At 61.9% G+C, this 24470-nt stretch carries 28 protein-coding genes and 1 pseudogene; 13 read left to right on the top strand and 16 right to left on the bottom strand.

The window, feature by feature from the left end; genetic code table 11:
- Positions 1-8: 8 nt before the first annotated feature.
- From AF337_RS38135 to AF337_RS38120, 4 genes are all read right to left on the bottom strand, one after another.
- Positions 9-914, bottom strand: a complete 906-nt coding sequence (locus AF337_RS38135; RefSeq protein WP_049736221.1) for a glycosyltransferase — start codon at positions 912-914, stop codon at positions 9-11.
- A gap of 182 nt (positions 915-1096) precedes the next feature.
- Complete coding sequence (locus AF337_RS38130; RefSeq protein ID WP_049736220.1) at positions 1097-1483, bottom strand: type II toxin-antitoxin system VapC family toxin; 387 nt, start codon at positions 1481-1483, stop codon at positions 1097-1099.
- A gap of 2 nt (positions 1484-1485) precedes the next feature.
- Entirely contained in the window at positions 1486-1746 is a 261-nt protein-coding gene (locus AF337_RS38125) for a type II toxin-antitoxin system Phd/YefM family antitoxin (RefSeq protein ID WP_049736219.1), read from the bottom strand.
- Between the two features lie 99 nt (positions 1747-1845).
- Positions 1846-3048, bottom strand: coding sequence for a pyridoxal phosphate-dependent aminotransferase (locus tag AF337_RS38120; protein WP_049736218.1), 1203 nt, complete (start codon positions 3046-3048; stop codon positions 1846-1848).
- 510 nt (positions 3049-3558) lie between these two features.
- Between AF337_RS38120 and AF337_RS38115 the strand changes: the two genes are divergently transcribed.
- The 3 genes from AF337_RS38115 (at position 3559) to AF337_RS38105 (ending at position 7910) form a co-directional block, all read left to right on the top strand.
- On the top strand, positions 3559-5943 hold the full coding sequence (locus tag AF337_RS38115) for a marine proteobacterial sortase target protein (RefSeq protein ID WP_049736217.1): 2385 nt from the start codon (positions 3559-3561) through the stop codon (positions 5941-5943).
- A complete protein-coding gene (locus tag AF337_RS38110) occupies positions 5933-6706 on the top strand; it encodes a class GN sortase (RefSeq protein ID WP_049736216.1) in 774 nt (257 codons plus the stop codon). Before AF337_RS38115 ends, AF337_RS38110 begins: the two co-directional genes overlap by 11 nt.
- Positions 6707-6767: 61 nt before the next feature.
- On the top strand, positions 6768-7910 hold the full coding sequence (locus AF337_RS38105; RefSeq protein WP_049736215.1) for a PQQ-dependent sugar dehydrogenase: 1143 nt from the start codon (positions 6768-6770) through the stop codon (positions 7908-7910).
- A 4-nt stretch (positions 7911-7914) separates the two neighbouring features.
- Here the strand turns inward: AF337_RS38105 and AF337_RS38100 are convergent, their stop codons facing one another.
- Positions 7915-8388, bottom strand: coding sequence for a hypothetical protein (locus AF337_RS38100; protein ID WP_049736214.1), 474 nt, complete (start codon positions 8386-8388; stop codon positions 7915-7917).
- A gap of 97 nt (positions 8389-8485) precedes the next feature.
- Here AF337_RS38100 and AF337_RS38095 point away from each other — a divergent pair, with 97 nt between their 5' ends.
- The 3 genes from AF337_RS38095 (at position 8486) to AF337_RS38085 (ending at position 10691) form a co-directional block, all read left to right on the top strand.
- Positions 8486-9376 (top strand): DMT family transporter, encoded by an 891-nt coding sequence (locus tag AF337_RS38095; protein WP_049736213.1) that lies wholly within the window; start codon positions 8486-8488, stop codon positions 9374-9376.
- A 488-nt stretch (positions 9377-9864) separates the two neighbouring features.
- A complete protein-coding gene (locus AF337_RS38090) occupies positions 9865-10080 on the top strand; it encodes a cold-shock protein (protein WP_003561293.1) in 216 nt (71 codons plus the stop codon).
- A gap of 143 nt (positions 10081-10223) precedes the next feature.
- Positions 10224-10691: a BA14K family protein gene (locus AF337_RS38085; RefSeq protein WP_184344701.1), complete on the top strand. Its 468-nt coding sequence runs from the start codon at positions 10224-10226 to the stop codon at positions 10689-10691.
- 65 nt (positions 10692-10756) lie between these two features.
- Here the strand turns inward: AF337_RS38085 and AF337_RS38080 are convergent, their stop codons facing one another.
- Positions 10757-11629 carry an oxidoreductase gene (locus AF337_RS38080; protein WP_049736212.1) on the bottom strand — a complete coding sequence of 291 codons (873 nt, stop codon included), beginning with the start codon at positions 11627-11629 and terminating at the stop codon, positions 10757-10759.
- A gap of 35 nt (positions 11630-11664) precedes the next feature.
- Between AF337_RS38080 and AF337_RS38075 the strand changes: the two genes are divergently transcribed.
- Positions 11665-12123 (top strand): winged helix-turn-helix transcriptional regulator, encoded by a 459-nt coding sequence (locus AF337_RS38075; RefSeq protein ID WP_063844357.1) that lies wholly within the window; start codon positions 11665-11667, stop codon positions 12121-12123.
- Here the strand turns inward: AF337_RS38075 and AF337_RS38070 are convergent.
- The 3 genes from AF337_RS38070 to AF337_RS38060 form a co-directional block, all read right to left on the bottom strand.
- Complete coding sequence (locus AF337_RS38070) at positions 12120-13496, bottom strand: ATP-binding protein (protein WP_049736211.1); 1377 nt, start codon at positions 13494-13496, stop codon at positions 12120-12122. The two genes, AF337_RS38075 and AF337_RS38070, sit on opposite strands and share 4 nt — an antisense overlap.
- Before the next feature lie 134 nt (positions 13497-13630).
- On the bottom strand, positions 13631-14332 hold the full coding sequence (locus AF337_RS38065; RefSeq protein ID WP_049736210.1) for a response regulator: 702 nt from the start codon (positions 14330-14332) through the stop codon (positions 13631-13633).
- Complete coding sequence (locus AF337_RS38060) at positions 14333-14824, bottom strand: MarR family winged helix-turn-helix transcriptional regulator (protein ID WP_049736209.1); 492 nt, start codon at positions 14822-14824, stop codon at positions 14333-14335.
- A gap of 315 nt (positions 14825-15139) precedes the next feature.
- On the opposite strand from AF337_RS38060, the pseudogene AF337_RS45950 reads away from it, so the two are divergent.
- Positions 15140-15350, top strand: a pseudogene (locus tag AF337_RS45950) (branched-chain amino acid aminotransferase); the annotation flags it as partial.
- A gap of 94 nt (positions 15351-15444) precedes the next feature.
- Here AF337_RS45950 and AF337_RS38055 read toward each other — a convergent pair.
- Together AF337_RS38055 and AF337_RS38050 are read right to left on the bottom strand one after the other, a co-directional pair.
- Complete coding sequence (locus tag AF337_RS38055) at positions 15445-15714, bottom strand: hypothetical protein (RefSeq protein WP_049736208.1); 270 nt, start codon at positions 15712-15714, stop codon at positions 15445-15447.
- Positions 15715-15902: 188 nt separating this feature from the next.
- The gene (locus tag AF337_RS38050; RefSeq protein ID WP_049736207.1) at positions 15903-16520 is read right to left on the bottom strand and encodes a DUF1236 domain-containing protein; all 618 of its coding nucleotides are present in this window, start codon (positions 16518-16520) and stop codon (positions 15903-15905) included.
- A gap of 287 nt (positions 16521-16807) precedes the next feature.
- Between AF337_RS38050 and AF337_RS38040 the strand changes: the two genes are divergently transcribed.
- Positions 16808-17485: an MBL fold metallo-hydrolase gene (locus AF337_RS38040; protein ID WP_049736205.1), complete on the top strand. Its 678-nt coding sequence runs from the start codon at positions 16808-16810 to the stop codon at positions 17483-17485.
- 122 nt (positions 17486-17607) lie between these two features.
- On the opposite strand, the gene AF337_RS38035 is transcribed toward AF337_RS38040, so the two are convergent.
- The 5 genes from AF337_RS38035 to AF337_RS38020 all read right to left on the bottom strand — a co-directional run bounded on the left by AF337_RS38035 (position 17608) and on the right by AF337_RS38020 (position 20148).
- Positions 17608-17949 (bottom strand): tRNA-binding protein, encoded by a 342-nt coding sequence (locus AF337_RS38035; RefSeq protein WP_049736204.1) that lies wholly within the window; start codon positions 17947-17949, stop codon positions 17608-17610.
- Positions 17950-18066: 117 nt separating this feature from the next.
- Positions 18067-18894, bottom strand: a complete 828-nt coding sequence (gene proC / locus AF337_RS38030) for a pyrroline-5-carboxylate reductase (RefSeq protein ID WP_049736203.1) — start codon at positions 18892-18894, stop codon at positions 18067-18069.
- Between the two features lies 1 nt (position 18895).
- Entirely contained in the window at positions 18896-19396 is a 501-nt protein-coding gene (locus tag AF337_RS38025) for a type III secretion system chaperone family protein (RefSeq protein WP_003541709.1), read from the bottom strand.
- A gap of 112 nt (positions 19397-19508) precedes the next feature.
- Positions 19509-19907, bottom strand: coding sequence for a hypothetical protein (locus tag AF337_RS43025; protein ID WP_152971352.1), 399 nt, complete (start codon positions 19905-19907; stop codon positions 19509-19511).
- Positions 19888-20148: an accessory factor UbiK family protein gene (locus AF337_RS38020; RefSeq protein ID WP_049736202.1), complete on the bottom strand. Its 261-nt coding sequence runs from the start codon at positions 20146-20148 to the stop codon at positions 19888-19890. Before AF337_RS38020 ends, AF337_RS43025 begins: the two co-directional genes overlap by 20 nt.
- A gap of 203 nt (positions 20149-20351) precedes the next feature.
- Here AF337_RS38020 and lgt point away from each other — a divergent pair, with 203 nt between their 5' ends.
- The 4 genes from lgt (at position 20352) to AF337_RS38000 (ending at position 24383) form a co-directional block, all read left to right on the top strand.
- Positions 20352-21200: a prolipoprotein diacylglyceryl transferase gene (gene lgt / locus AF337_RS38015; protein ID WP_049736201.1), complete on the top strand. Its 849-nt coding sequence runs from the start codon at positions 20352-20354 to the stop codon at positions 21198-21200.
- Between the two features lie 19 nt (positions 21201-21219).
- A complete protein-coding gene (locus AF337_RS38010) occupies positions 21220-22320 on the top strand; it encodes a class I SAM-dependent methyltransferase (RefSeq protein ID WP_049736200.1) in 1101 nt (366 codons plus the stop codon).
- A gap of 111 nt (positions 22321-22431) precedes the next feature.
- Positions 22432-23226, top strand: a complete 795-nt coding sequence (gene pgeF / locus AF337_RS38005) for a peptidoglycan editing factor PgeF (protein WP_049736199.1) — start codon at positions 22432-22434, stop codon at positions 23224-23226.
- A gap of 5 nt (positions 23227-23231) precedes the next feature.
- A complete protein-coding gene (locus tag AF337_RS38000) occupies positions 23232-24383 on the top strand; it encodes a M24 family metallopeptidase (protein ID WP_049736198.1) in 1152 nt (383 codons plus the stop codon).
- Positions 24384-24470: the final 87 nt, after the last annotated feature.

Genomic DNA, 24470 nt, shown 5'->3' with positions numbered 1-24470 from the left:
GCACCTTGCTAGCTGTTGCTGAAATAGGCGCGCATCCGGGCAAGCCGCGCCAGCCCGCCGATCTGCTTTCCCACATGCGAGAAGAATCCGCCGATCCGGCCCGCGGCCGACGGCTGCCTGCAGAAGGACGCCCAGGGCGTATTGCGGAGATCCTCGACATACTGCCTGGCCATCCGCCGATGCACCCAGGGAACGGTCGCCTGCCACGGTTTCTTGCGGCCGGTGAAATGAAAAATGGCCGGCCGGGCGACGAAAGGCAGGAGCCCGGTCTGCGTGTTCCAGCGCGGATCGAGCACCAGCCAGTCGCCGTCGAACGTGACGTTCAGCGCGTCCTGGTCGTTGTTTTCGAACAGATGCGACCGCTCCTCGAAGATTTCCCGGGTTCTGGCGAAAAGTCCCTTCGCCTGGCAGGCCGACCAGTCGAACAGCAATACGCCGGCATTGAAATAGCGTCCGCCCTCGCTCATGCCGATCTTACGCTGCCGTGCTCCGGCTTTCTCTGGGAAGGCCATGACATAATCGTCGACCGCGGCAAGCGCCTTGCCTCGGAGATCTCTGGTGAAGAGTTCGTCGACGGGCGCCACCGCAAGCACGTCGGCATCGAGGTAAAGCAGGCGTTCGACCGTTTCAGGGATTTGCAGATCCATATAGAGCCGCGCCAGCGTCGCGCCCGACCAGCGGCCCCGGGCCTGCTTTGCAGTATCCGGGGTATTGTAGGGCAGCACAGTGATCGCCATGTCGTGCAGCTTCGCGAAATTGCCGACCTCGGCGATCTCGTTCGGCTTAAGGTCGATACCGAGAAGCAGGAACTCCACGCCAGGACCGCCGAGATTGCGCTTGACCGAAAGCAGCGTGCAGCAGGCGGCTGGCAGCATGTTGACATCCGAACAGACGATCACCGCACTCTGCTGCAAAATCCCGGCCCCCCGAAGCGGCAACTTAAATTTGATGCCGGATATCTAGTGGGTTTGGCGGCCGCCCGCAACCGCAGATCACCGGATGAACTGTCGCTCCTCGTCACGTTTTGAATCTGAATTCAACGACTTGCGAAGAAAAATGGATTCAACGCCCTAAGGCCTTGAATCAGGATGTGAGCCTAAAGTCGCAGCGCCAGCGGATGACCAACGAGCAGCCGATCAACCGTCGCAAGCTGCAGGCCCTCGACCTTGCATTGCGCCAGCAGCAGTCGGTCGAAAGGATCGCGCATCTCCGGCTCCGGGTCGGCGGCGGTGATGACGTGCGGGATGTCGATCCGCAGCAGTATCAGCCCTATTTCCTCGAGAGACCCGGCAATGTCTTCAAGCGGCATGCCAGGATCCAGCTTTCCCAGACGAGCCTTGATCGCCGTTTCCCAAAGGCTTGCTACACTGACGAAGCCTACAGTTTTGCTATCGCCAAGCAGTGAGACGATCTCAGGAAATCGTCGGCCAGCGTCTTTCCGGAGGATGGCAAGAACGATGTGGGTATCAAGAAGAAGCCTCATCGCTACGGCAAAGGCTGCAGGAGAAAATCCTCGGGCAGCGGATCATCAAAATCATCGGCGATGAACGGTACAGGATTGGTGATGCCCCGCGCACAAAGATAAGCCTGACCGGCTTCCAGGTCCAAGCCGCCGCGCTTCTGATGCGGCACGAGATCGAACACCGGCCGGCCGTTGCGCGTCACGACAATAGTCTCGCCTTCCTCGACCTCGCGGGCAAGCTCGGTCAGGCGGTTCTTCGCATCGCGGATCGAAACGGTCTTCATGCCACAAATGTAGCTACATGCAGCCACATCATCAACGTCGCCGCAAGAACAAGGCCCGCCGTCGCCGGCAGGCCTTCGATCGATACTAGCGCAGTCCGCTTACTTGCAGGCGGCGCAGAAGCGCTGGATGCGGCGGCAGGCTTCTTCGAGAAGGTCTTCCGAGGTTGCGTAGGAAATGCGGAAGTTCGGGCCGAGGCCGAAGGCCGAGCCATGAACGACAGCAACCCCTTCCGATTCCAGCAGTTCGGAAACGAAATCCTCGTCCGTCTCGATAACCTTGCCCGAGGGGGCGGTTTTGCCAATCAAGCCCTTGCAGGAGGGATAGACGTAGAAGGCGCCTTCCGGCACCGGGCAGACGATACCCTTGGCCTGGTTCAGCATGGAAACGACGAGATCGCGGCGGCCTTCGAAGATCTTCTTGTTCTCGGGGATGAAATCCTGCGTGCCGTTCAGCGCTTCGACGGCCGCCCACTGGGCGATCGAGGTCGCGCCCGAGGTCTGCTGACCCTGGATCATGTCCATCGCCTTGATGAGCTGGATCGGGCCTGCCGCATAGCCGATACGCCAGCCGGTCATCGCATAGGCCTTGGAGACGCCGTTCATCGTCAGCGTACGGTCGTAGAGCTTCGGCTCGACTTCGACGGGCGTGACGAACTTGAAGTCACCGTAGGTCAGGTGTTCGTACATGTCGTCGGTCAGCACCCAGACATGCGGGTGCTTCATCAGCACATCCGTCAGCGCCTTCAGCTCATCATGCGTATAGGCAGCACCCGTCGGGTTGGACGGCGAGTTGAAGATAAACCACTTGGTCTTCGGCGTGATCGCCTTTTCGAGATCGGCGGCCTGGAGCTTGAAATTATGCTCCTGGCTGGCCGAAACGAAAACCGGCGTGCCGCCGCACAGCGCCACCATCTCAGGATAGGACACCCAATAGGGTGCCGGGACGACGACTTCGTCGCCGGGGTTCAGCGTCGCCATGAAGGCGTTGAACAGGATCTGCTTGCCGCCGGTGCCGACGATCGTCTGCTCCCAGGAATATTCCAGGCCGTTCTCGCGCTTGAACTTGGCGGCGATCGCCTTGCGCAATTCGGGAATGCCGGAGACGGGCGTGTACTTCGTCTCGCCGCGGTTGATCGCGTCAATGGCGGCCGTCTTGATATTCTCGGGCGTATCGAAATCCGGTTCACCTGCACCGAGGCCGATGACGTCACGTCCTTTTGCTTTCAGCTCGCGCGCTTTCTGGGAAACGGCGATGGTGGCTGAAGGCTTCACACGGGAAAGAGCATCGGCAAGGAAGGCCATGATATCGGTCCTATTGGTTGAAACGGGCAGAAAGCCGCGACCGGAGTTCTGCGGTTAGCTCTATGTCCAATGTATGACGGCATTTCAAGCGCAAAGGCGTGATGGGGGCAATGATTCTTATTGATCCTTTTGCCGCACCGGCCGCCCAGCTTGCCGGCGCTTCGGACAGAAGTTGAAGTGCTCGGCGCAACTCTTGCAGCCAGATCTGAGATCATCGGGATTCTCCGTTTCCTCGAAGTCATTTGCGGGCATGTCAAAGAGATTAGGATTATCGCTAACGACTGCGGCGGACGGTCGGTGACGTCTCGACAGCATCCGGCACTTTCGCGGGTGCGACGATCGCGATTTTTCCTCACCTATGTCTTTTGAAATCAGACAGATCGTCGGATTTCGTCATGGCCACGAATAAGCCGCAACAAATGCCACGCCGCGCCGCAATTCGGTCGCGAGCGCGCCGAGATCGAAGCCGCATCATTCTCACATCCGAAATTGGTTATTGAGGGTATGCCAATGTTTCTGGAAGATGAGTATGCCATAGGGCGCATACGCGCGCGCCGAATTTCCATTTCATTTCTTGTCGCCGCCACCGCCTTTGTCGCCTGTGTCACGGCGATGCTGGGGCTTGCCTCCGCTGCCCGCGCCGAGACGCAGCAGATATCCGGCCAACGCGTGGCCTTCGTCCGGCCGAACGACGTCAACAGCGGCTCGCTGCTCTTCCCGTCGACGGAGCCGGGCTTTTATGTCGAGGCGCCGCGGCTGAAGACCGATGTCGCCATCGATGTCTCCGGCCCGGTCGCCAGGGTGAAGGTGACGCAGCGTTTCCAGAACCCGAGCAAGGGCTGGGTCGAGGGCACCTACGTCTTTCCGCTGCCGGACAATTCCGCCGTCGATGCGCTGAAGATGCAAATCGGCGAACGCTTCATCGAAGGCCAGATCAAGCCGCGCCAGGAAGCCCGCGAGATCTACGAGCAGGCCAAGGCCGAGGGGAAGAAGACGGCGCTGCTCGAACAGCAGCGGCCGAACATCTTCACCAACCAGGTTGCCAATATCGGCCCCGGCGAAGAGATCGTCGTTCAGATCGAATATCAGGAGACGGTCCACCAGTCGGGCGGCGAGTTCTCGTTGCGCTTCCCGATGGTGGTCGCGCCGCGCTACAATCCGGCACCGATCGTTCAGACCGTCGAGTTCAACAACGGCGCCGGTTTCGCGACGCCGCGCGATCCGGTGGAAAATCGTGAGAAGATCGAGGCCCCGGTACTCGATCCGCGCGAGAATGCCAGGATCAATCCGGTATCGCTGACCGTCAACCTCAAGGCCGGCTTCCCGCTCGGCGACGTCAAATCGTCCTTTCACGAGGTCGATATCCGCCAGGACAGCGACCAGGCGAGAACGATCAGCCTGAAGGGGGACGCCGTTCCCGCCGACAAGGATTTCGAGCTTACCTGGAAGGCTGCTCCCGGCAAGTTGCCGAGTGCCGGCCTCTTCCGCGAGGTGAAGGATGGCAAGGCCTATCTGCTCGCCTTCGTCACCCCGCCCACGGCGCCGGATGCGGCAACGCCGCCGGCAAAACGCGAAGTGGTCTTCGTCATCGACAATTCCGGTTCCATGTCCGGCCCGTCGATCGAGCAGGCAAGGCAGAGCCTGGCGCTCGCCATCTCCAGGCTGAACCCTGACGACCGCTTCAACGTCATCCGTTTCGACGACACGATGACCGACTATTTCAAGGGCCTCGTCGCCGCCACCCCGGATAATCGCGAAAAGGCGATCGCCTATGTCAGGGGCCTGACTGCCGACGGCGGCACGGAAATGCTGCCCGCTCTTGAGGATGCGCTGCGCAATCAGGGACCGGTCGCAGCCGGCGCACTGCGGCAGGTCGTATTCCTGACCGATGGCGCGATCGGCAACGAACAGCAGCTCTTCCAGGAAATTACCGCAAACCGCGGCGATGCCCGTGTCTTCACCGTCGGCATCGGCTCGGCGCCGAACACCTATTTCATGACCAAGGCCGCCGAAATCGGCCGTGGGACCTTCACTCAGATCGGTTCGGCCGATCAGGTGGCAAGCCGCATGGGCGAGCTTTTCGCCAAGCTGCAGAACCCCGCCATGACCGATATATCAGCGCATTTCGAAGGCATCGCAGCCGAGGACATCACGCCGAACCCGATGCCGGACCTTTATAGCGGCGAACCTGTCATTCTCACAGCGGAGCTGCCTGGGAATAAGCCCGCCGGCAAGCTCGAGATCATCGGCAAGACAGGCGACCAGCCCTGGCGCGTCGAAATGGATATCGCCAATGCCGCCGACGGCAGCGGCATCTCCAAGCTCTGGGCGCGGCGCAAGATCGACGATTTCGAAGCCCGCGCCTATGAGCGTCAGGATCCGGCTGCGCTCGACAAGGATATCGAGACGGTGGCACTCGCCCACCATCTCGTCTCCCGCCTCACCAGCCTGGTCGCCGTCGATGTCACCCCGTCTCGGCCGGCCGGCGAGCCGCTCGGCTCGGCGAAACTGCCGCTCAACCTGCCTGAGGGTTGGGACTTCGACAAGGTCTTCGGCGAAAACGCTGTTCCTCCCGGTGGCGGAGAACGTCATGGCGCGGCTACGCCTGCAGGAAATGCCGGACCGCAGCAGGCCGCGGCGGGAACAGCGGAACTCGCGGCATCGCCTGAAATTGCAAATATGATGGCCGCAGCCCCGACCGCCAAGGCCGCGACGATGATCGCGCAGAAGGGTTCGACCGTGAACCTGCCGCAGACGGCGACGCGCGCCGACGGGCAGATCATCCGCGGGTTTACCATGCTGCTCCTGGCACTGACGGCGGCAAGCGGGCTCGCCGTCTGGCGCCGGCGCATCAAGCGTATGATAGCAGTCGGAGCCAAGCCAAATGGCCTCTAGGCTCGTAGCAAGCCGGGACGAGGAAGCGGCCGAATTCGAGCCGCTTCCGACCTATCTGGAGCTCGCCATGGCCGCTGCCACGGCCCACGACCGGCCGAAGGCGCGCCAGAGGAAGGGTTTCTTCCTCTGGCGCCTTTCCTCGATCGAAAAAGCGATCGCCGTCGCCATTGCCGGCCTTGCGCTCTACGGCTTGGTGCTGATCGGCGACGGCTTCCTGCTGAAGGCGAAGGCGGAGCTCTCTCAGATCCTGCTGAAACGCGCCTTCGCCGCGGAACTCAAGGGCCAGGAGACAAAACCCTGGCCTTGGGCGGATTTCACCACCGAGGCCAAAGTGCGTGCGCCGCGCCTGGGCAAAGAGGCGATCGTGCTGTCCGGCGCTTCCGGCGAAGCGCTTGCCTTTGGTCCTGCCTGGCTCGCCAACACGCCGCAGCCAGGCGATGAAGGCACCGCTGTTATCGCCGCCCATCGCGACACCCACTTTCGCTGGCTGCAATACATAAAGCCGGGTGACAGCATCGAAGTCACCCGCCGCGACGGCAAGGTGCTGACCTTCAAGGCCGGCGAAGGCCGCATCGCTCCCTGGGATGCCAGCGGCATCGATCCCGCCTCCGATGGTCGTCACCTGGTGCTGACCACCTGCTGGCCCTTCGACACGACCGAACGCGGGCCGCTGCGCTACATCCTCGAAGCCGAACTGGTCGATGGACAAGCGACAGGTTCCGTTCAACCGGCAAACACAAAGCCGTTATTGCAGGCCGAATGAGGGTTGAACCCCTCCCCTGTCCGCTCCAGGTTTGACGCTGGAGAGACGACGGGGAAACAAGATGAAGAGACTGTCCGCCTTCCATTTCGCCGCAGCGCTGGTCTTGCTCGGCACCATATCGGCTGATGCCGCCGATACGGTCAACACACAAGGCCCCACGGTCCGTGTCGAAAAGCTCGCCGACGGGCTCGACCATCCCTGGGCGGTCGAGGTGTTGCCCGACGGCGCATACCTCGTCACCGAGCGGCCGGGCCGCGTGCGCATCGTCCGCGACGGCAAGGTCTCCGACCCGATCGGCGGCGTGCCCAAGGTCAGCGCCCGCGGCCAGGGCGGCCTGATGGACGCTGCGCTCGCTCCGGACTTTGCGACATCGAGAAAGCTCTATTTCACCGCCGCTGTCGCCAATGGACAGGGCTCCGGCACAGAGGCCTTCAGCGCCACGCTGTCCGTTGACGAGAGGCGACTCGATGCCGTCACACCCGTTTTCACCATGCGGCGCTTCACCTCGGGCAATATCCAATACGGCTCGCGCATCGCCATTGCCCGCGACGGTTCGCTGTTCATCAGCGTCGGCGACCGTGGCGACCGCGACCGCTCGCAGGACTGGCGGGACGATGCCGGCTCGATCATCCACGTCAATGCCGACGGCAGCATTCCGGCCGACAATCCGTTCAAGGACGGCGGCAAGGCGCTGCCGGAAATCTGGTCGAAAGGCCACCGCAACCCGCAGGGCATCACCTTCGACACCAAGGACGGCAAACTCTATACCGTCGAACACGGCGCGCGCGGCGGCGACGAGATCAATGAACCCGAGGCGGGCAAGAATTACGGCTGGCCGATCATCACCTACGGCCGCGATTATTCTGGTGCCGAGATCGGCGAAGGCACCGCCAAAAAGGGGCTGGAACAGCCGCTGCATTACTGGGATCCATCGATCGCCCCCGGCGCGCTCACCGTCTATCGCGGCGCCATGTTTCCGGAATGGGACGGCAATTTCCTCGTCGCGGCGCTGAAGTTCCAGCTGCTCTCGCGCATGCAGCGCGACGAGAGCGGCGTCTTCGTCGCCGAGGAACGCCTGTTCGAGGGCGAATACGGCCGCATCCGCGATGTCATCGTCGCGCCCGATGGGGCGCTGCTGATGGTGACGGATGAGGATAACGGCGCGCTGCTCAGGGTTTCGCGCGCTGAGGCCAATAACGGCTGAAAGATCACAAAGCCCCGCGCAGCTCCTTGCGGATGACGAATTTCAGCCCGGACCAAATCCCGTCGACGGCGCAGACCTTGACGTCGACAAGACCGGTCGGAAGCAGGATCTCCCGCAAAACGTCCTCGGTGACATCGGTTGGCACCCGCGAACTTTTTTTCGGCCAGGAGATCCAGAGCATGCCGTCCGGCTTGAGAACCCCGAAGAGTTTAACCGCGGCAGCCTCCAGCGCCGCGCGTTCGGTCACAAACAGATGCACATAGTCAAACGCCCGCCAAGCCGTGTCCGGAAGCGCAAGGGCGAGCGAGGCAAAACCCTCGAAGCCATGAATGTCGCCCATCGTTTCGGGAACGCCGAGAAGAGCAGCCGCCTGCCCGCGTCCAAGGCCGAGCTTGCTGGCGAGCGGTCTGCCTGAATATCCTGCCGTCCCGGACGTCGCTGCCGTATCGCCGGCCGGCCGGCTTTCTTCGTGTCGCATCCTGCCATCTCCGCCGATAGGCATGAAGTCTTCACCCTTGCCTTGAGGAAACGCAACTGCTAACCGCTCGGGCGCACCCTTTCCCATCGAGGCCGACATGACGCGCGCTCAGGCGAACCTCCTGCTATTGCTCGCAGCCGCCATCTGGGGCGGCGGCTTCGTTGCCCAGTCGACGGCGATGAAGGCAGTCGGACCCTTCTGGTTCATCGCCCTGCGTTTTGCCGTCGCCACGCTGGCCGTCTTGCCTTTCGTCGTTTTTGAAGCGCGCAAAGCCAAGGCGAAGACAAGCGCACGCCATGCGAAACTCTATGTCCTCACCGGCCTTGCCCTCTTCAGCGGCGCAGTCACGCAGCAGGTCGGGCTGCAGACGACGACTGTGACGAATTCCAGCTTCATCACCGGCCTCTATGTCGTCTTCGTGCCGCTGATTGCCGTGTTCTTCCTGCGCCGCGCCCCGCATTGGATCATCTGGCCGGGCGCGCTGATGGCCGTCGCCGGTATCTATCTCCTGTCCGGCGGTCATCTCTCGGCGCTCACATCAGGTGATCTCCTGACCGTCGCTTGCGCCGTCTTCTGGGCAATCCAGATCACCCTTGCCGGCACGACGGTTTCTGCGACCGGCAGGCCGCTCGCGCTCTCGGCCACGCAATTCGCCGTCACCGCGGTCTGTGCGCTCGCGATGGCCGCAGCCTTTGAACCGATCACCCTATCGGCGATATGGGCCGCAGGACCTGAGATCCTCTATGTCGGCATCTTCTCCTCGGGCCTGGCCTTCGTGCTGCAGGTGATCGCCCAGCGTTATACTACACCCTCGCAGGCCGCGATCTTTCTCTCCTCCGAAGCGCTTTTCGGCGCCTCGCTCGCAGCCCTGCTGCTCGGCGAGACGATGCCGGCCACCGGTTATGCAGGTTGCGCGCTCATGTTTATCGCTATGCTTGTAGTCGAACTCGTACCCGGATTCGCTCGCCGGCGCCTGCCAGCCGCCTGAACACGCGTCCAAATATGGGTGAGTGGCATCTTTTAAAAAAATTCGTCGGAACCGAAAAGACGCGTGCACGTTGCACTTTTGGGAAAATCTGCTCGAAATTTATATTGCAGACGATATAAAACGTTAATCATTCCCTATCGGCGAAGGAAATTTTGCGTTTTTGCGCAAATTGGATATCCGGGCGGGTGTGCCTCGAACGACACGGCAAAAAACTTTTACTTGCCAAAATTCGTTTAACGCAGCACTCTCAGCGCGTTCGGGCATTTTGCGAGCATGGGAAGTCCTTAAGTATTTGCGCGCCGGGAACGCTAATTATCCCGGTCAGCCGGTTCCAAAAAATGGCGGGCGAAAGTCCTGCCCGGAGCAGGCCGAGGTAGAGGGGACCTTTTTCTCACATTTCAAGAATTGCCTGCCAACACCTCCCGCAAGGAGGCAATGCTATGAGGCTGCCCGTGTGGATGGCGGGCAGAGAGAAAAGGACCTGACGCATGGCAGAGACTGGGACTGTAAAATTCTTCAATACCGACAAAGGCTTCGGCTTCATCAAGCCGGACCGGGGCGGCGCCGATATCTTCGTTCACATTTCTGCCGTTCAAGCCTCCGGGCTGGCCGGTCTGACGGAAAATCAGAAGGTAAGCTTCGACACGGAGCCGGATCGCCGCGGCAAGGGCCCCAAGGCCGTCAATCTGCAGATTGCGGGCTGAACCCTTAACAAGGCTGTCGAATTTCGAGTTGAAGCCCGGCAGCGATGCCGGGTTTTGTCGTTCAGCCTTCGTTCAGCTACCAATCGATAGTACTGTCATCATCGAGAAAGGAACCGGCGTTCGGTTCCCGGGATTAGGACTTTATGCTGATGAACAGGCTCGCCAAGACTCTTCTGCTGACGGCAACGGCTGCCGCACTCACGCTTTCCGCCATCAGCGAGGCATCGGCCCGCGACCGTCATTGGCGCCATCACAACGGCAACGATGCGCTCGTCGGCGGCGCCGTCGGTCTCGCCACCGGCCTGATCGTCGGCTCGGCTATCGCCAATGCCAATAATGGTCCCGCTTACGAAGAGCGCCGCTACATCGACCCGGCCTACGAGCCGGACTATTACGAGCCCGCCCCGGTCTATCGCGCCCCGCGCCGAGTCTATGTCGAGCAGCCGCAATATGTCGAGCAGCCGCGATACTATGCGCCGACCCGCGCCGCCGTGGAGCCCTGGTCGCCGCAATGGGAGCGTTACTGCTCTTACCGCTACCGCTCCTTCGATCCGCGCAGCGGCACCTATATCGGCAATGACGGCCGCAGCCATTTCTGCACCGCCGGCTGATCGCTCAACAATCCCAGGTAACAAGCGCCGCTGATCAGCGGCGCTTTTTTTGTTTTTTGAGCCCTTCACCCGGCCTTCTTTTCCCAAGGCATGGGTCCGACCTCGGCATCGGTGTCGAAATCGGTCGAGACGCTGACGGCGCGCCATTCCCGATCAGCTTCAATACGCGCGGCATCAGCTTTCTCGACATTGCCTACGGCATCACTGCCAAGCAGTAGCCGGAACGGCGGCTGGTTGAGACCGGCGATATGGATAATGACCGCGGCCGCCTTGGCGGGATCGCCGGGCTGGCGGCCGTTATAGTCACGCTGGAAGCGCACGGTGGCGCCGACCGTCTCGGCATATTCCGCCCGCCCTTCGGCAAGCACCGTCGAGGCGCCGGCGAAATCGGTTCTGAAGCCGCCGGGCTCGATCACCGTCACCTTTATGCCGAACGGCGCGACCTCTTTCGACAGCACCTCGGAAAAGCCCTCGACAGCAAATTTCGCCGCCGAATAGGCGCCGCGCCCGGCAGGCCCGATGCGGCCGCCGACGGATGAGAACTGAATGATGTGCCCTGCCCCCTGCCCGCGCATCAAGGCGATGACCGCCTTGGTCATGATGATCGTGCCGAACAGGTTGGCCTCGATCTGAGCCCGGAAATCGGCGAGACTGGTATCTTCGATCGAGGAAACATTGCCGTAGCCGGCATTGTTGACGAGCACGTCGATGCGCCCGAACCGCTTCACGCCAGCCTCGACCGCCGCCGCTGCCGCCGTCTCGTCGGTCACATCAAGCGCTATCGTCAGCACCTGGCCGCCATACCGCTCGGAGAGATCGGCAAGGCGGGCGGGATCGCGCGCCGTCGCCACCAGATTGTCGCCGGAGGCCAAAACTGCCTCCGCCAGCGCCCGGCCGAGACCGCGCGAACTTCCTGTAATCAGCCAGACCCTGGACATCGGAAACCCTTCCTTCTTTGGTTCCCGGCTGATGTATGGTCTATTGTATCCGATCGAAAGAAGGTACCCCGACGATCTATACACACCTTGAGGTAACTGACTTGACCGGCGACATGTTCGATTTCTGCTGCTCCATGACGGACGAACAGGATGCGCGCGCCCGCGAACTGATCGAGCGCGCGGCGGCGAAATGGCCGCTGCGCATCCTGCACGTGCTCTCCGATGCCGGCGCACCCTTGCGCTTCTCGCGCCTCATGGAGAGGGTCGAGGGCATCAGCCAGAAGGTGCTGACGCAGACGCTGCGCACCCTCGAACGAGACGGACTCATCATCCGCACCCTCTATCCGCAAGTGCCGCCGCGCGTCGAATATGAGTTGACGCCGCTCGGACGCGACCTCCTCATGCAGGTTGCCGCGCTCTGGCGTTGGATCGTCGAACGCTTGGGCGATTTCGATGCGCGCAACGCCGTGAAGCTGACCGTTGCAGGCGTTTAGGCCGGGATGCGGATCGTTGCCCGCAGTCCGCCAAGCGGGCTGTCGCCGAGGGTGACGTTGCCGCCGTGGCTGCGGGCGATGTCGCGGGCGATGGCCAGGCCGAGGCCGGTGCCGGAGGCATCGAGGTTACGCGCCGCATCCAGCCGGAAGAACGGCTTGAACACGTCCTCGCGGTTCTTTTCCGGAATGCCCGGACCGTCATCGTCGAAAATGACGGTCAGCCATTTGGCATTGTGCTTGGCCTCGATATCGAGCCTGCCGGCATAACGGCGCGCATTCGAGGCAAGGTTGGTGACCAGACGCATGAAAGCGTTCGGCCTGACGGATATGTCATCATCGCCTTCGATCGAATAGCTGAATGTCTTGCCGTGCAGAGCGAAATCGGATTCCAGTTTGGCGAAGATCTCGCTGAGTTTCAGCTCGCCGACATCCTCTTCGACCTCGCCGCGTGCGAAGGCCATATAGGCCTCCAGCATGGTCTGCATATCGTTGACGTCGTCGTTCAGCCCATGCAGGTCGGGATTGTCGCCGGCCAGCGCCAGCTGCAGTTTGAAACGGGTGAGAATGGTGCGCAGATCATGGCTGACGCCGGAGAGCATGGCAGTGCGCTGTTCGATCTGTCGCTCGATTCGCTCCCGCATCAGGATGAAGGCAAGGCCGGCGCGCCGCACCTCGTCGGCGCCGCGCGGATAGAAATCATCGGGCTTCTGCCCCTTGCCGAAACTTTCGGCCGCGCGCGCCAAGGTGAGGATCGGCCGGATCTGCCCGCGCAGGAAGAGGATCGAGATGCCGATCAGCACCAGCGAGGTGCCGACCATCCAGACGATGAAGATATGCGTGTTCGAGGCATAGGTCTGGCTGCGCTTGGTCAGCACCCTGAGGATCTTGTTGTCCAGCTTGATGCGGATCTCGACGAGGTTCGAATTGCCGACCGTGTCGATCCAGAAAGGTCGGTGGATCTCGTCGGTGATTTCGTCGCTGAGGATGCCGTCGAGGATCGAGAAGAACGGCTTGACGCGCGGTGGCGGCAGGTCGCCGTCCGGCTCGATCGAGATCTGCAGGCTGAGCTGATCGCGGGCGATGCGGACGATCTCGCTATAGTCAGAATTCTGCGGATAGGTTTCGATGATCTCGATGATCGCAGCAATGTCGCGGGTAACGGCAAGCGACAGCCGCTCCGTCACCATCTGCCAGTGGCGCTCCATGAAAACGGCGGCGACGACCGATTGCAGCAGCACCATCGGAATGATGATGATCAGCAGCGAGCGTGCGTAAAGCCCGGTCGGCAGCCGCCGGCGCAGCCAGCGGAGGATCCAGCGCCAGCCCGGCGCAGAACTGCGGTCTTCCCGCCGCAAGCTGTCGATCGTCACCATCAGCGCCGGTCCTGGCCTCTATCCTTAGATCTAAAGCGCGTCGCGATCTTTCAGATTCGCTCTTTGCGCTTTAGCTCTTTATTTTTACGCATGTCGTTGCCGCAAAACCGCTGCACACTTTTGCGCGACATGCTTTAGTCGATGCTCAGCCTGTATCCGATGCCGCGCACGGTCTGCAGCCAGACGGGATTGGCCGGATCATCCTCGATCTTACGCCGCAGCCGGTTGATCTGCACGTCGATCGTCCGCTCGCCGACCTCGGTGTCGTTGCCGATCAGTTCGTGTCGGGGGATCGTGTCGCCGGCGCGCCGTGCAAAGAGCAGCATGATCTCCTGCTCGCGGTCGGTGAGCCGGATCACCTCGCTGGCTTTCTTCAGCTCCTTGCGGGTCAGCGAGAAGGTGTAGGGGCCGAACATCACCTGTTCGATCTTCGGCCCTTCGCCACCGGCATTGCGACGCAGAATGTTGTTGATGCGCAGCACCAGTTCGCGCGGGTCGAAAGGCTTGGAAAGATAGTCGTCGGCGCCGGCCTCGAGGCCTTCGATGCGGTTGCCCGATTCCGCCAGCGCCGTCAGCATGATGATCGGCACGTTCTTGATGGCACGAAGCCCGCGGGTGACCTCGATTCCGGATTCGCCGGGCATCATCACATCCATGATGATCAGGTCGAAATCGAGACCCGTGAGCTTGCGCTGCGCCTCGGCGCCGTCGGCGGCGACGGTGACGCGGAAGCCGTTCTCGGCGAGATAACGATTGAGCAGCGCGCGGATGCGCGAGTCGTCGTCGACCACCAGCAGATGCGCCGCATCGTCGGAAATACCTGTCTTGACCGCCATTCAATCCGCCTTCTGTCTGTCCCGCATGCCTCTAAGGAAAGCTTTTACGCCCTCCCGCACCTCCGCAGAAGCCCCTTCGAATGCCCGCTCAATGCGGCGCGATTGCGGCTCGGCAAGGGCAAGCGCCAGCTCTCGTCCCGATTTCGTCGGATAAAGCTTGCGCTGCCGCCGGTCCTCTGGACCTGCGACCTGGCGAATATAGCCTGAATCGATCAGCTGTTTCAGCACTCTTGCAAGGCTCTGCTTGGTGATCTTCAGCGTATCGAGAAGATCGGCCACCGTCATGCCGGGGTTACGGTTGACGAAATGCACGACACGGTGATGCGCCCGCCCGAAGCCGCTCGTTTCGAGGATAGCGTCAGGATCGGAAACGAAGTCGCGATAGGCGAAGAAGAACAGCTCGATGATCTCGAAATCGATGGTGTCGGTATCTTCCATCGGCGTGGCCAGCGGCTCTGGCTTGCCTGTTTTCGGGCCGGTCTGTCGTGACACGCGGCATTTCCTTTCTCCTCCCGCCCCCGCGGGAAACTTCCGCCAAGATATGTCAGTTTTATTGACATAAATTTGCGTCACTGTAAGCTTTCTGGCCTCTGCGGGAGCCCCGCACTGCCTTTTATTTCCTCAGCATTTCCCTGACCAAGGCCTGCCCGGCACTCCGACGCAATACGCGATTTCCCCTTGCATCTGTGGATAAAACGTAATGGGGACAACAATCAACAGGCATGGAGTTTGAAGCGCCGGCTTTAAGGGCGAGCGCGCCTATGGCGGCCGGGTGTTGAAGCTCACCTGACATAACCAAACGGTTTCGCCAAACGCCGCGGCATCGAGGTCATCGAACGCGCAATCCTGTCGGAAGAACTCCCTGTTTTCAGCGAGTGCTTCCTCAGCGGCCCGGTTGCTGAAGTGACGCCGGTTTCCGAAATCGGGCCCGCATCGCTTCAAGCCGTCGACGATTTCCGAAACGCTGATGAACGACTACGTGAAGGAAGTCTATCCGGCAGCGGTCGCTGCTGGATAAGATCCTTCACGCAATCGGCCCGGCACATCAAAGCGTTACGGCGCCGTGCGGCTGAAAAGACGCGCGGCGCTTAGGCTGAACGCCCGCCGGGCATTTATCGATGCGCCCGTGCCATAACCAGTCCGGCGAGCGTCGAGAGAATGCCGCCGCCGATCAGACCGCCGATGCCGTCGGCGATCAGGCCGGTCATAGCCGCTTCCCCACCGACCATGCCGAGCAGCATGCCGCCGGCGATACCGCCGATCGCGCCCGCGATCGTACGGGCGACGACATTGATTGCATGCTGCTTCAAGGCGGCGCTCGCGGCATTGCCGCCGATGGCACCGGCAATCATTTGGATGACGAGCGGAAGTAGCGCTTCCATGACTTTCCTCCTCTGGCGATCTCCCCGATCGCCGTTATATGCCGAACCTTCGGCATATTAGCATTTTAGCATATTCGGAAGGAAAACGTTAAGAAAAAATCAACCCATGCGGGAGGCAAGGGGGAGAAGCGAACGGGCTGGAAACGAGGCGGCCAGCCGACCGCCTCGCTGTATTTTTACCGGTTACATCACTGATAAACGTAGACGATCCGGCGTGTGCCGGGATCGACCAGCACCGGCCGGTCGTTGATCCTTGTATAGCCGTATTCGTAATCCGGGATCGTCTGGAAGGTAACATCGGCGGGCACCTCCGCGCCGACGACGACATCGCCGCCGAGCTGCACCGTCTGGCCGGGATTGGTTTCGATATAGGTGCGGACCGTCTCCGGCGGGGTGATGGTCTCAACGGCCCCGACCGGGCCGAGCAACTCGTCGCCAGGCGCCGGCTGCGGGTCAGCCGGAACGACGCTGGCGGTCGACTCGTAGGTCACGACGGGAACGCCGATCTCGGCGCGGTTCTGTTCGACAATGACCGGTGTGCCGCCGCGGTCGACCTGCAGATAATCGGCATAGACCCAGCCGCGCATGCCGTTGACGTCGACACGGCACCAGCGGCTGCCTTCGATGCAGCCGTCGAGCACCGCGGTCGAGCCGCGGGTGGCAAGACCGACCGCCGGATATTGCGGGCCGGGGCCGGCGCGGACGTTGAGATCGTTGACGGTCGTCGCCATCATCTCCGCCTGCGCCAGACCGCCGCTCGCCAGGAGCACGGCTCCAGCCAATAGAATGTTTCTCTTCAAGGTCATCTGAGCGTCTCCTTGGTTTCGATGCGCGGACAACGCACGGCGTTCCACGATGTTCCCCCCCACTCCGCAGCGCGAAAGACCACTTGCGAGGCGCCGTTCACAAGCCATTGAATATATTGAAGAAAACAAGAGTTTTCCGGCCTCTGGCGGCAACATCGCGAGGCATAAACTCTTGTTGCAGCCCGTCTTTTTGCCGTGAGGCGGGCAGCAGACACAGAAGATTCTGGCTGTCCTTGACGCGGTTTCGGACTATACCCGGGGCATCCGAGACACCAAGCGAGGCACCTATGGGCATGCTCCAGGCCGGCATCATTCCAGTGACACCCTTCCAGCAGAACTGCACGATCTTCTTCGATCCCGAGACCAAGGAAGGCGTTGTCGTCGATCCCGGCGGCGACGTGCCGCTCATCCTGCAGGCGATCGCGCAAAACGGCTTGATCATCAAGGAAATCTGGCTGACGCACGGCCATCTCGACCATGCCGGCGGCGCCAGCGAGCTGAAGGAAGCCCTTGGCATCGACGTGGTCGGCCCGCATCAGGACGACCTGCCGCTGCTGCAGCGGATCGAGACCCAGGCCGAAAAATACGGCATATCGGGCTTGCGCAACGTCGTACCCGACCGCTGGCTGAAGGATGGCGACACGATCTCTTTCGGTGCCCACGAATTCGAGGTCTATCATGCGCCCGGTCATGCCCCCGGCCACGTCATCTATTTCAACCGTGCGCAGAATTTCGCCCATCTCGGCGACGTGCTGTTCAACGGCTCGATCGGCCGCACCGACCTGCCGGGCGGCAATCATCAGCAGCTTCTCGATTCGATCCGGGACAAGGTGCTGCCGCTCGGCGACGACGTCGGCTTCATCTGCGGCCACGGCCCCGGCAGCCGCATCGGCGACGAGCGGCGCAGCAATCCATTTTTGCAGGAAATCAGCGCCGGCGCGGGCGCATCAGGTGAAACGCGATAATGCATGTCGCCGGGAAGTGTGCAGCGGTTCCCGGATAACGACATACATAAAAACAAAGAGCGAAAGCGCGTCGCATGAATCAAGTTAACCGCGACGCGCTTTAGAATAATGTGAGCGCTCGCTCACATCATCTTCCTGCCGTTCGGCACCGGCTGCTCGACCGCCGTAAGCACGATTGCACCATTCTCGTCCTCGAAACCCAGCGTCAGTACTTCCGAGCGGACCGGCCCAATCTGGCGTGGCGGGAAATTGACGACGCCGAGCACCTGCCGGCCGATCAGGCTTTCCGGCGTGTAGTGCACGGTGATCTGTGCCGAGGATTTCTTGATGCCGATATCGGGGCCGAAGTCGATGACCAGCTTGTATGCCGGCTTGCGCGCTTCCGGAAAGGGACTGGCTTCGATGATCGTGCCGACGCGAATGTCTACACGCTCGAACTCGGCGTAGCTAATCTCCTCGGCCATATCGTCTCCGCTAGCGCATCATTCCTTTGCGAAAATCGAGATCGATTTTCGCAAAGGAATGATGCGCATTTAAAATGTTAGAGCGTCCTTGGCGCGTCTTTATAGACGCGCGGCGCTCTAGCCGGCCAGCTCTTCGGCCCGCTTGCGCGCCGCCGCCAGCGCTGCGTCGAACAGAGGCTGCATGCCGTTTTCGGCCATCAGCACGGCGAGTGCCGCCGCCGTCGTGCCGCCGGGAGAGGTCACATTCTGCCGCAGCCGCGAAGCGTCGTCGGGGGACTGGTGCAAGAGTTCACCAGCCCCCGCGACTGTTTCCCGCGCAAGACGCATGGCGAGGTCCGCCTGCAGGCCGAGTTTACGGCCTGCCTCCGCCATACATTCGACGAGATAGAACACATAGGCAGGACCACTGCCCGACAGCGCCGTCACGGCATCGATATCGGTTTCCGCGGGCACCCATTCCACAGGACCCGAGACGCTGAGAAGGGAGTGGACACGCTCGCGCTGCTGATTGCTGACCGCTGAATTGGCAAAGGCGCCGGTGACGCCGCGCCCGACCATGGCCGGCGTATTCGGCATGGCCCGCACCATGGCGGCTTTGCCCAGATGCGTCTCAAGGAAACCGAGCGTCTTGCCGGCAGCCACCGAGACGACGACGGTTTCCGGCCCGACGGCACTTTTCACCGCCGGCAGCACCATCTCCATCACCTGCGGCTTGACCGCGAGAAACAGCACGCTTGCCTTCAAAGCCGGGGGAGCCGCGACCACATGTGTCGCGCCGGCCTCGCTGATCGTCGCCAGCATCGCCGGCGACGGGCCGGGATCGACGACAATGACGGCCGAGCCCGGCACGCCGCTTTTCAGCCAGCCGGAGAGCATCGCCCCGCCCATATTTCCGGCGCCGATCAGGACGACGGGATTTGTCGAGGAGAAGGTGTTCGTGGGCATCTTATGCCTCGCCGACTGTTTCGAACAACACGGCTTCCATTGCCTTCGTCGCTTCCATGCCGGACCACACGACGAACTGGAATGCCTGGAAATAGGCTTCGCAGGTATCGAGCGCACTGGAAAGCAGCACCTCCACCTGGCGGTTGGTGGGCTCCGCGCCGCCGGCCAGCAGCAGCGACTGCCGGAAGATGACGACATCTTCCTGGCGCCAGAGGTCGAAATGCCCCATCAGCACCTGCCCGTTGATCGCCGAGAGCAGCTTGACCACCTCGTTGACCCTGATGTCGGGAACTTTGATATCGAAGGCGCAGCCAAGGTGCAGCGCCTCGAATTCCTCCATCCAGGAGAAGGAGACGTGGTAGTCCGTCCAGCGACCCTCGACCGTCATCGCGATCTCGTCCTCGCCGGACCGTTCAAACGACCAGTCGTTGTTGGAGGCAACGTACTCAATCATATCGACCGGGTTCGACTGACGCTCGACTTCCAATTCCATCAGGTTCATGCAGCACCTTCTTGACCGGAACGAATGCGACCTAACTTGGTGTAAGAACACAAGAAAGACACACGCAAATACCGGAACCACCACTCGGATGATCGTTGAACCGCTGCCAGACTTAACGCAGATAACCTGCCCGGAGCTTACCAAGTCGCTTCGAATCATCATTTAAAATCAGTGTATAATGCCCCTTGCCACCTGCCAGCCCCCTGAGGGGAAAATAGGCCGGACCACTGTGGAAAGGCTCTTCGAAATTCAATTCAGAAGGGAGAATAAGCGACTCTGCGAATTGGCTTTTTTGGCAGTGTCCACAGGTGGAAAACTCCACCTGAATTTTTTGTGACGGATGCGGCGTGTGGCATGAAGGCAACGCCGCATCTGTGTCATATCGGGACTTTAAAGCATGCCGCGCAAAGCGTTCGGCGGCTTGCGGTTGCGGCGTGCGGAAGACAAAGACCTGAAGCGCAAGGAGCGAATCTGAAAGATTGCGACGCGGATCAGTGCCCCTCGCCGCCAAGCCTCGCTTCGAGCGCCGCGATGCGGGCGGCAAGCGCCTCGTTCTCGTCGCGCGCCTTGATCGCCATTTCGCGCACAGCCTCGAACTCCTCGCGCTTGACGATATCCATGCTGTTCAGCCAACGCTCGGCCTGGGCGTTGAAGGCGGTTTCGATCTCCTTGCGGACGCCCTGGGCAGCACCTGCCGCATCGGTCATCAGCTTGGCGAATTCGTCCATGATGCGGTTCGTTCCGGTCGTCATGGCGTTTTTCTCCCTTCGCATGAGGTGAATTTCAGCCCTGTGGGGCCTCAAGGATTGAGGTAGGGCTTCGCCACCCGCGATGCAAGCGCTTTGCATTGGATCGGCTTGCCGGAACGCGCCGCGAAAGCGCCATCACGAACAATGGACTTGACCGTCCGGGATCGCAGCGGCATGTTCCGCGCAACCAAACAGGTGGGAAAACCTTGCCGACAGCAGCCAATCTCCTTGCCATCATGCCTTTCCCGGACATCGATCCGATCGCTTTTTCGATCGGTCCGCTGGCGATTCACTGGTACGGTCTCGCTTATGTCGCCGGCATCCTGCTCGGCTGGGCCTATGCGCGTCGCCTCGCCGCCAATAACAGTCTCTGGCCCGGCAATGTCTCGCCGATGTCTAAGACGCAGCTCGACGACTTCATCGTCTGGGCGGCTCTCGGCGTCGTCCTAGGCGGCCGTCTCGGCTATATTTTCTTCTATGATCTCCCCGCCGTCCTGCGCAGTCCCGTGCGCGCGCTCGAGATCTGGAACGGCGGCATGTCCTTCCATGGCGGCCTGACCGGCACGACGATCGCCATGATCATCTTTGCCCGCCGCAACGGCATTCCGATCTGGAGCCTGTTCGACATCGTCGCCACCGTCGTTCCCTTCGGGCTGTTCTTCGGCCGCATCGCCAATTTCATCAATGGCGAACTCTGGGGCCGGCTGACCGACGTGCCCTGGGCCGTGGTTTTCCCGACCGGCGGCCCCTTCGCCCGCCACCCGAGCCAGCTTTACGAAGCCGGCCTCGAAGGCATCGTTCTGCTCCTGGTGCTGGCCGCCCTGGTTTACCGCATGCGGGCGCTGAAGAGCCCCGGCTTCATCACGGGCGTCTTCGTCTGCGGCTATGCGCTGTCGCGCATCTTCGTCGAATTCTTCCGCGAGCCTGACGCCCAGCTCGGTTACCTCCTCGGCACGAACTGGCTGACCATGGGCATGGTGCTCTCCTCCCCGATGATCCTGCTCGGCCTCTGGGCGATGCTCAGGGCCCGCCGCCAGGCTGCGCCGCAGCTCTGAAAACGGCAGGACGCGCGACATGACCACCGCTCTAGGCGAAAAGATCAAGGCGATCATCCAGGCCAACGGCCCGATCAGCGTCACCGATTATTTCTCGCTCTGCCTGGCCGATCCCGAACACGGCTATTACCGGACCCGCGAGCCGTTCGGCCGCTCGGGTGATTTCGTTACCGCGCCCGAAATCAGCCAGATCTTCGGCGAGATGATCGGCGTCTTCATCGTCCATGCCTGGCAGCGCCACGGCACGCCGGCGGGCGTCCGCCTCGTCGAGATCGGCCCCGGCCGCGGCACGATGATGGCGGATATGCTGCGGGTCATTTCCCGCATCGCTCCGCCGCTCCTGGAGGCGATGACCGTACATCTCGTCGAAACCAGCGAGCGCCTGCGCGACGTCCAGAGCCAGACACTCGAGGCTTACGGCGAGAAGATCGTCTGGCACCACGGCTTCGACGAAGTCCCGCCGGGCTTCACCCTGATAGCCGCCAATGAATTGTTCGACGCCATCCCGATCCGCCAGTTTGTCCGCATGCCGACGGGTTTCCGTGAGCGCATGATCGGCATTGATGCCAATGGCGAGCTGGCCTTCGCCGCCGGCGTCGCCGGCCTTGATCCGGCACTTCTGCCCGAACCGGTGCAGAACCTGCCGCTCGGCACGCTCTTCGAGATCTCGCCTGCCCGCCAGGCGGTGATGATGGCGATCTGCGAGCGGCTGCGCGCCTTCGGCGGAACGGCGCTCGCGATCGATTACGGCCATCTCGTCACCGGCTTCGGCGATACGCTGCAGGCCGTGCGCATGCATGAATTCGACCCGCCGCTCGCCCATCCCGGCGAAGCCGATCTGACGAGCCATGTCGACTTCCAGCAGCTCGCCGAAACAGCGCTTGCGGCCGGCGTCCATCTGAACGGCGCCCTGCATCAGGGTGATTTTCTGACCGGCCTCGGCATCCTCGAACGTGCCGCCGCCCTCGGCCAGGATCGCGAGCCGCAAACCCAGCAGGTCATTCAAACGGCAGTCGAGCGGCTCGCCGGCGCCGGTGAAGGCCGGATGGGTGAACTCTTCAAGGTGATGGCGGTCTCTAACCCCGCAGTCGACCTCATGCCCTTTCGCCCCGTGGATTGACAGGGCGCACGCGGCTGGTTCAACATCCCAGCCACCAAGAACTTGAAGCGCGCCGCCAATGCGATGCGCTTGGGATAATAACAAACCTCTTAAAAAACCCCGGAATCACAGATGCAGGACGCGGCCTCTCCCGCACCGATCGAAAGCACGCTGCTGAACGAAGCGGCGGGCGGCACTATCCGCCACGGTTATTTCACCCGCGCCGGCGGCGTTTCCGAAGGGCTGTATCGTGGCCTCAATGTCGGCCTCGGCTCCAGCGACGAACGTGACAAGGTCCTGGAAAACCGCCGCCGGGTCGCCGCCTGGTTCGACCTGCCGGTCGAGCGGCTGGCGACCGTGCATCAGGTGCATTCCCCGGATGTCGTGACGATCGATGCCGATTACGACGGCGCCCGTCCCGCGGCGGATGCGATGGTCACGCGCACCCCCGGCATCGTGCTTGGCGTGCTTGCCGCCGATTGCGGCCCGATCCTGTTTGCCGACCCGGACAATCGCGTCGTCGGCGCTGCCCATGCGGGCTGGAAGGGCGCGCTGACGGGCGTGCTTGAAAACACCATCGCCGCCATGGAGACGCTGGGGGCGGACCGCACACGCATTATCGCCTGCCTCGGCCCCTCGATCAGCCAGACAAGCTATGAGGTCGGCCCTGAGTTCGTCGAGCGCTTCATCGCCGAGGACCCGGATTACCAACGTTTCTTCGCGCCTTCGGCAACATCAGGCCACGCCATGTTCGATCTGCCGGCATTGACTATCGGCCGGCTGACGAAAGCCGGCGTGCGGGCCGAAAGCCTCGGCCTCTGCACCTATCCGGACAGCGAGCGCTTCTTTTCCTACCGCAGGACGACACATCGCAAGGAGCCGGACTACGGCCGCCAGATTTCCGCGATCTCAATCAGGGAGACTTGAGCAGAATGGCACTGCACTTTGAAAAGGCAGAATTCGCAAGCCGGCTTGCGCGCCTCACCGAAAAGATGAAGGAAGAAAAGCTCGACGCCCTGCTGCTCTTCGCCCAGGAAAGCATGTACTGGCTGACCGGCTACGACACCTTCGGCTACTGCTTCTTCCAGACGCTGATCGTCAAGAGCGACGGCACCATGGCGCTGCTCACCCGCTCGGCCGATCTTCGCCAGGCCAGGCACACCTCGATCCTCGAGGATATCCATATCTGGGTCGACCGGGTCAATGCCGATCCGACGCTCGACCTGAAGAACCTGCTGGTCGACATGGACCTGCTCGGCGCCCGCATCGGTATCGAATATGACACGCACGGCATGACCGGCCGGATCTCCCGGCTGCTCGACGCGCAGCTGACCACCTTTGGCCAGATCGTCGACGCATCCTATCTTGTCAGCCGGCTGCGCCTCGTCAAAAGCCCGACTGAGGTCGCCTATGTCGAGCGCGCCGCCCTTCTCGCCGACGATGCGCTCGACGCCGCGATCCGGCTGACCAAGCCCGGCGCCGACGAGGCCGATATCCTCGCCGCCATGCAGGGCGCGATCTTTTCCGGCGGCGGCGACTATCCCGCCAACGAGTTCATCATCGGCTCCGGCGCCGATGCCTTGCTTTGCCGCTATAAGGCCGGCCGCCGCAAACTCGACGCCAGCGACCAGCTGACGCTCGAATGGGCCGGCACCTATGCGCATTACCATGCCGCCATGATGCGCACGATCGTCATCGGCGAGCCGATGCAACGCCACCGCGAACTCTACAATGCATGCCGCGAAACCATCGAGGCGATCGAGACCGTGCTGAAGCCCGGCCACAGCTTCGGCGACGTCTTCGACATGCATGCCAGGATCATGGACGAGCGCGGCCTCGCCCGCCACCGGTTGAATGCCTGCGGTTATTCACTCGGCGCCCGCTTCTCGCCCTCCTGGATGGAGCACCAGATGTTCCATGTCGGCAATCCGCAGCCGATCGAGCCGAACATGTCGCTTTTCGTGCACATGATCATCGCCGATTCCGACACGGGCACGGCGATGACGCTCGGCCAGACCTATCTGACGACGGCGGATGCGCCGCGCGCGCTGTCCCGCCATCCGCTGGATTTCATCGGTCTTTGACCGATGAGAATCCGGAATTGACAGACGCCCGCCCCCGCCCGCATAAATTCGGACGGGGCTGACGCGATTGTGGAAAGGACGGATCAA

The organism is Rhizobium ecuadorense (genome assembly GCF_001187535.1).
GTDB lineage: Bacteria > Pseudomonadota > Alphaproteobacteria > Rhizobiales > Rhizobiaceae > Rhizobium > Rhizobium ecuadorense.
Note: the sequence above shows the minus strand (reverse complement) of the source record. Positions and strands in the feature narration are given on the sequence as shown.

Coding starts and splice junctions, on each gene's coding strand:
- AF337_RS38130 (WP_049736220.1), bottom strand. CDS start 1,483: ATGAGGCTTCTTCTTGATACCCACATCGTTCTTGCCATCCTCCGGAAA.
- AF337_RS38125 (WP_049736219.1), bottom strand. CDS start 1,746: ATGAAGACCGTTTCGATCCGCGATGCGAAGAACCGCCTGACCGAGCTT.
- AF337_RS38120 (WP_049736218.1), bottom strand. CDS start 3,048: ATGGCCTTCCTTGCCGATGCTCTTTCCCGTGTGAAGCCTTCAGCCACC.
- AF337_RS38115 (WP_049736217.1), top strand. CDS start 3,559: ATGTTTCTGGAAGATGAGTATGCCATAGGGCGCATACGCGCGCGCCGA.
- AF337_RS38110 (WP_049736216.1), top strand. CDS start 5,933: ATGGCCTCTAGGCTCGTAGCAAGCCGGGACGAGGAAGCGGCCGAATTC.
- AF337_RS38105 (WP_049736215.1), top strand. CDS start 6,768: ATGAAGAGACTGTCCGCCTTCCATTTCGCCGCAGCGCTGGTCTTGCTC.
- AF337_RS38100 (WP_049736214.1), bottom strand. CDS start 8,388: ATGCGACACGAAGAAAGCCGGCCGGCCGGCGATACGGCAGCGACGTCC.
- AF337_RS38095 (WP_049736213.1), top strand. CDS start 8,486: ATGACGCGCGCTCAGGCGAACCTCCTGCTATTGCTCGCAGCCGCCATC.
- AF337_RS38090 (WP_003561293.1), top strand. CDS start 9,865: ATGGCAGAGACTGGGACTGTAAAATTCTTCAATACCGACAAAGGCTTC.
- AF337_RS38085 (WP_184344701.1), top strand. CDS start 10,224: ATGCTGATGAACAGGCTCGCCAAGACTCTTCTGCTGACGGCAACGGCT.
- AF337_RS38080 (WP_049736212.1), bottom strand. CDS start 11,629: ATGTCCAGGGTCTGGCTGATTACAGGAAGTTCGCGCGGTCTCGGCCGG.
- AF337_RS38075 (WP_063844357.1), top strand. CDS start 11,665: ATGGTCTATTGTATCCGATCGAAAGAAGGTACCCCGACGATCTATACA.
- AF337_RS38070 (WP_049736211.1), bottom strand. CDS start 13,496: ATGGTGACGATCGACAGCTTGCGGCGGGAAGACCGCAGTTCTGCGCCG.
- AF337_RS38065 (WP_049736210.1), bottom strand. CDS start 14,332: ATGGCGGTCAAGACAGGTATTTCCGACGATGCGGCGCATCTGCTGGTG.
- AF337_RS38055 (WP_049736208.1), bottom strand. CDS start 15,714: ATGGAAGCGCTACTTCCGCTCGTCATCCAAATGATTGCCGGTGCCATC.
- AF337_RS38050 (WP_049736207.1), bottom strand. CDS start 16,520: ATGACCTTGAAGAGAAACATTCTATTGGCTGGAGCCGTGCTCCTGGCG.
- AF337_RS38040 (WP_049736205.1), top strand. CDS start 16,808: ATGGGCATGCTCCAGGCCGGCATCATTCCAGTGACACCCTTCCAGCAG.
- AF337_RS38035 (WP_049736204.1), bottom strand. CDS start 17,949: ATGGCCGAGGAGATTAGCTACGCCGAGTTCGAGCGTGTAGACATTCGC.
- proC (WP_049736203.1), bottom strand. CDS start 18,894: ATGCCCACGAACACCTTCTCCTCGACAAATCCCGTCGTCCTGATCGGC.
- AF337_RS38025 (WP_003541709.1), bottom strand. CDS start 19,396: ATGAACCTGATGGAATTGGAAGTCGAGCGTCAGTCGAACCCGGTCGAT.
- AF337_RS38020 (WP_049736202.1), bottom strand. CDS start 20,148: ATGACGACCGGAACGAACCGCATCATGGACGAATTCGCCAAGCTGATG.
- AF337_RS38010 (WP_049736200.1), top strand. CDS start 21,220: ATGACCACCGCTCTAGGCGAAAAGATCAAGGCGATCATCCAGGCCAAC.
- pgeF (WP_049736199.1), top strand. CDS start 22,432: ATGCAGGACGCGGCCTCTCCCGCACCGATCGAAAGCACGCTGCTGAAC.
- AF337_RS38000 (WP_049736198.1), top strand. CDS start 23,232: ATGGCACTGCACTTTGAAAAGGCAGAATTCGCAAGCCGGCTTGCGCGC.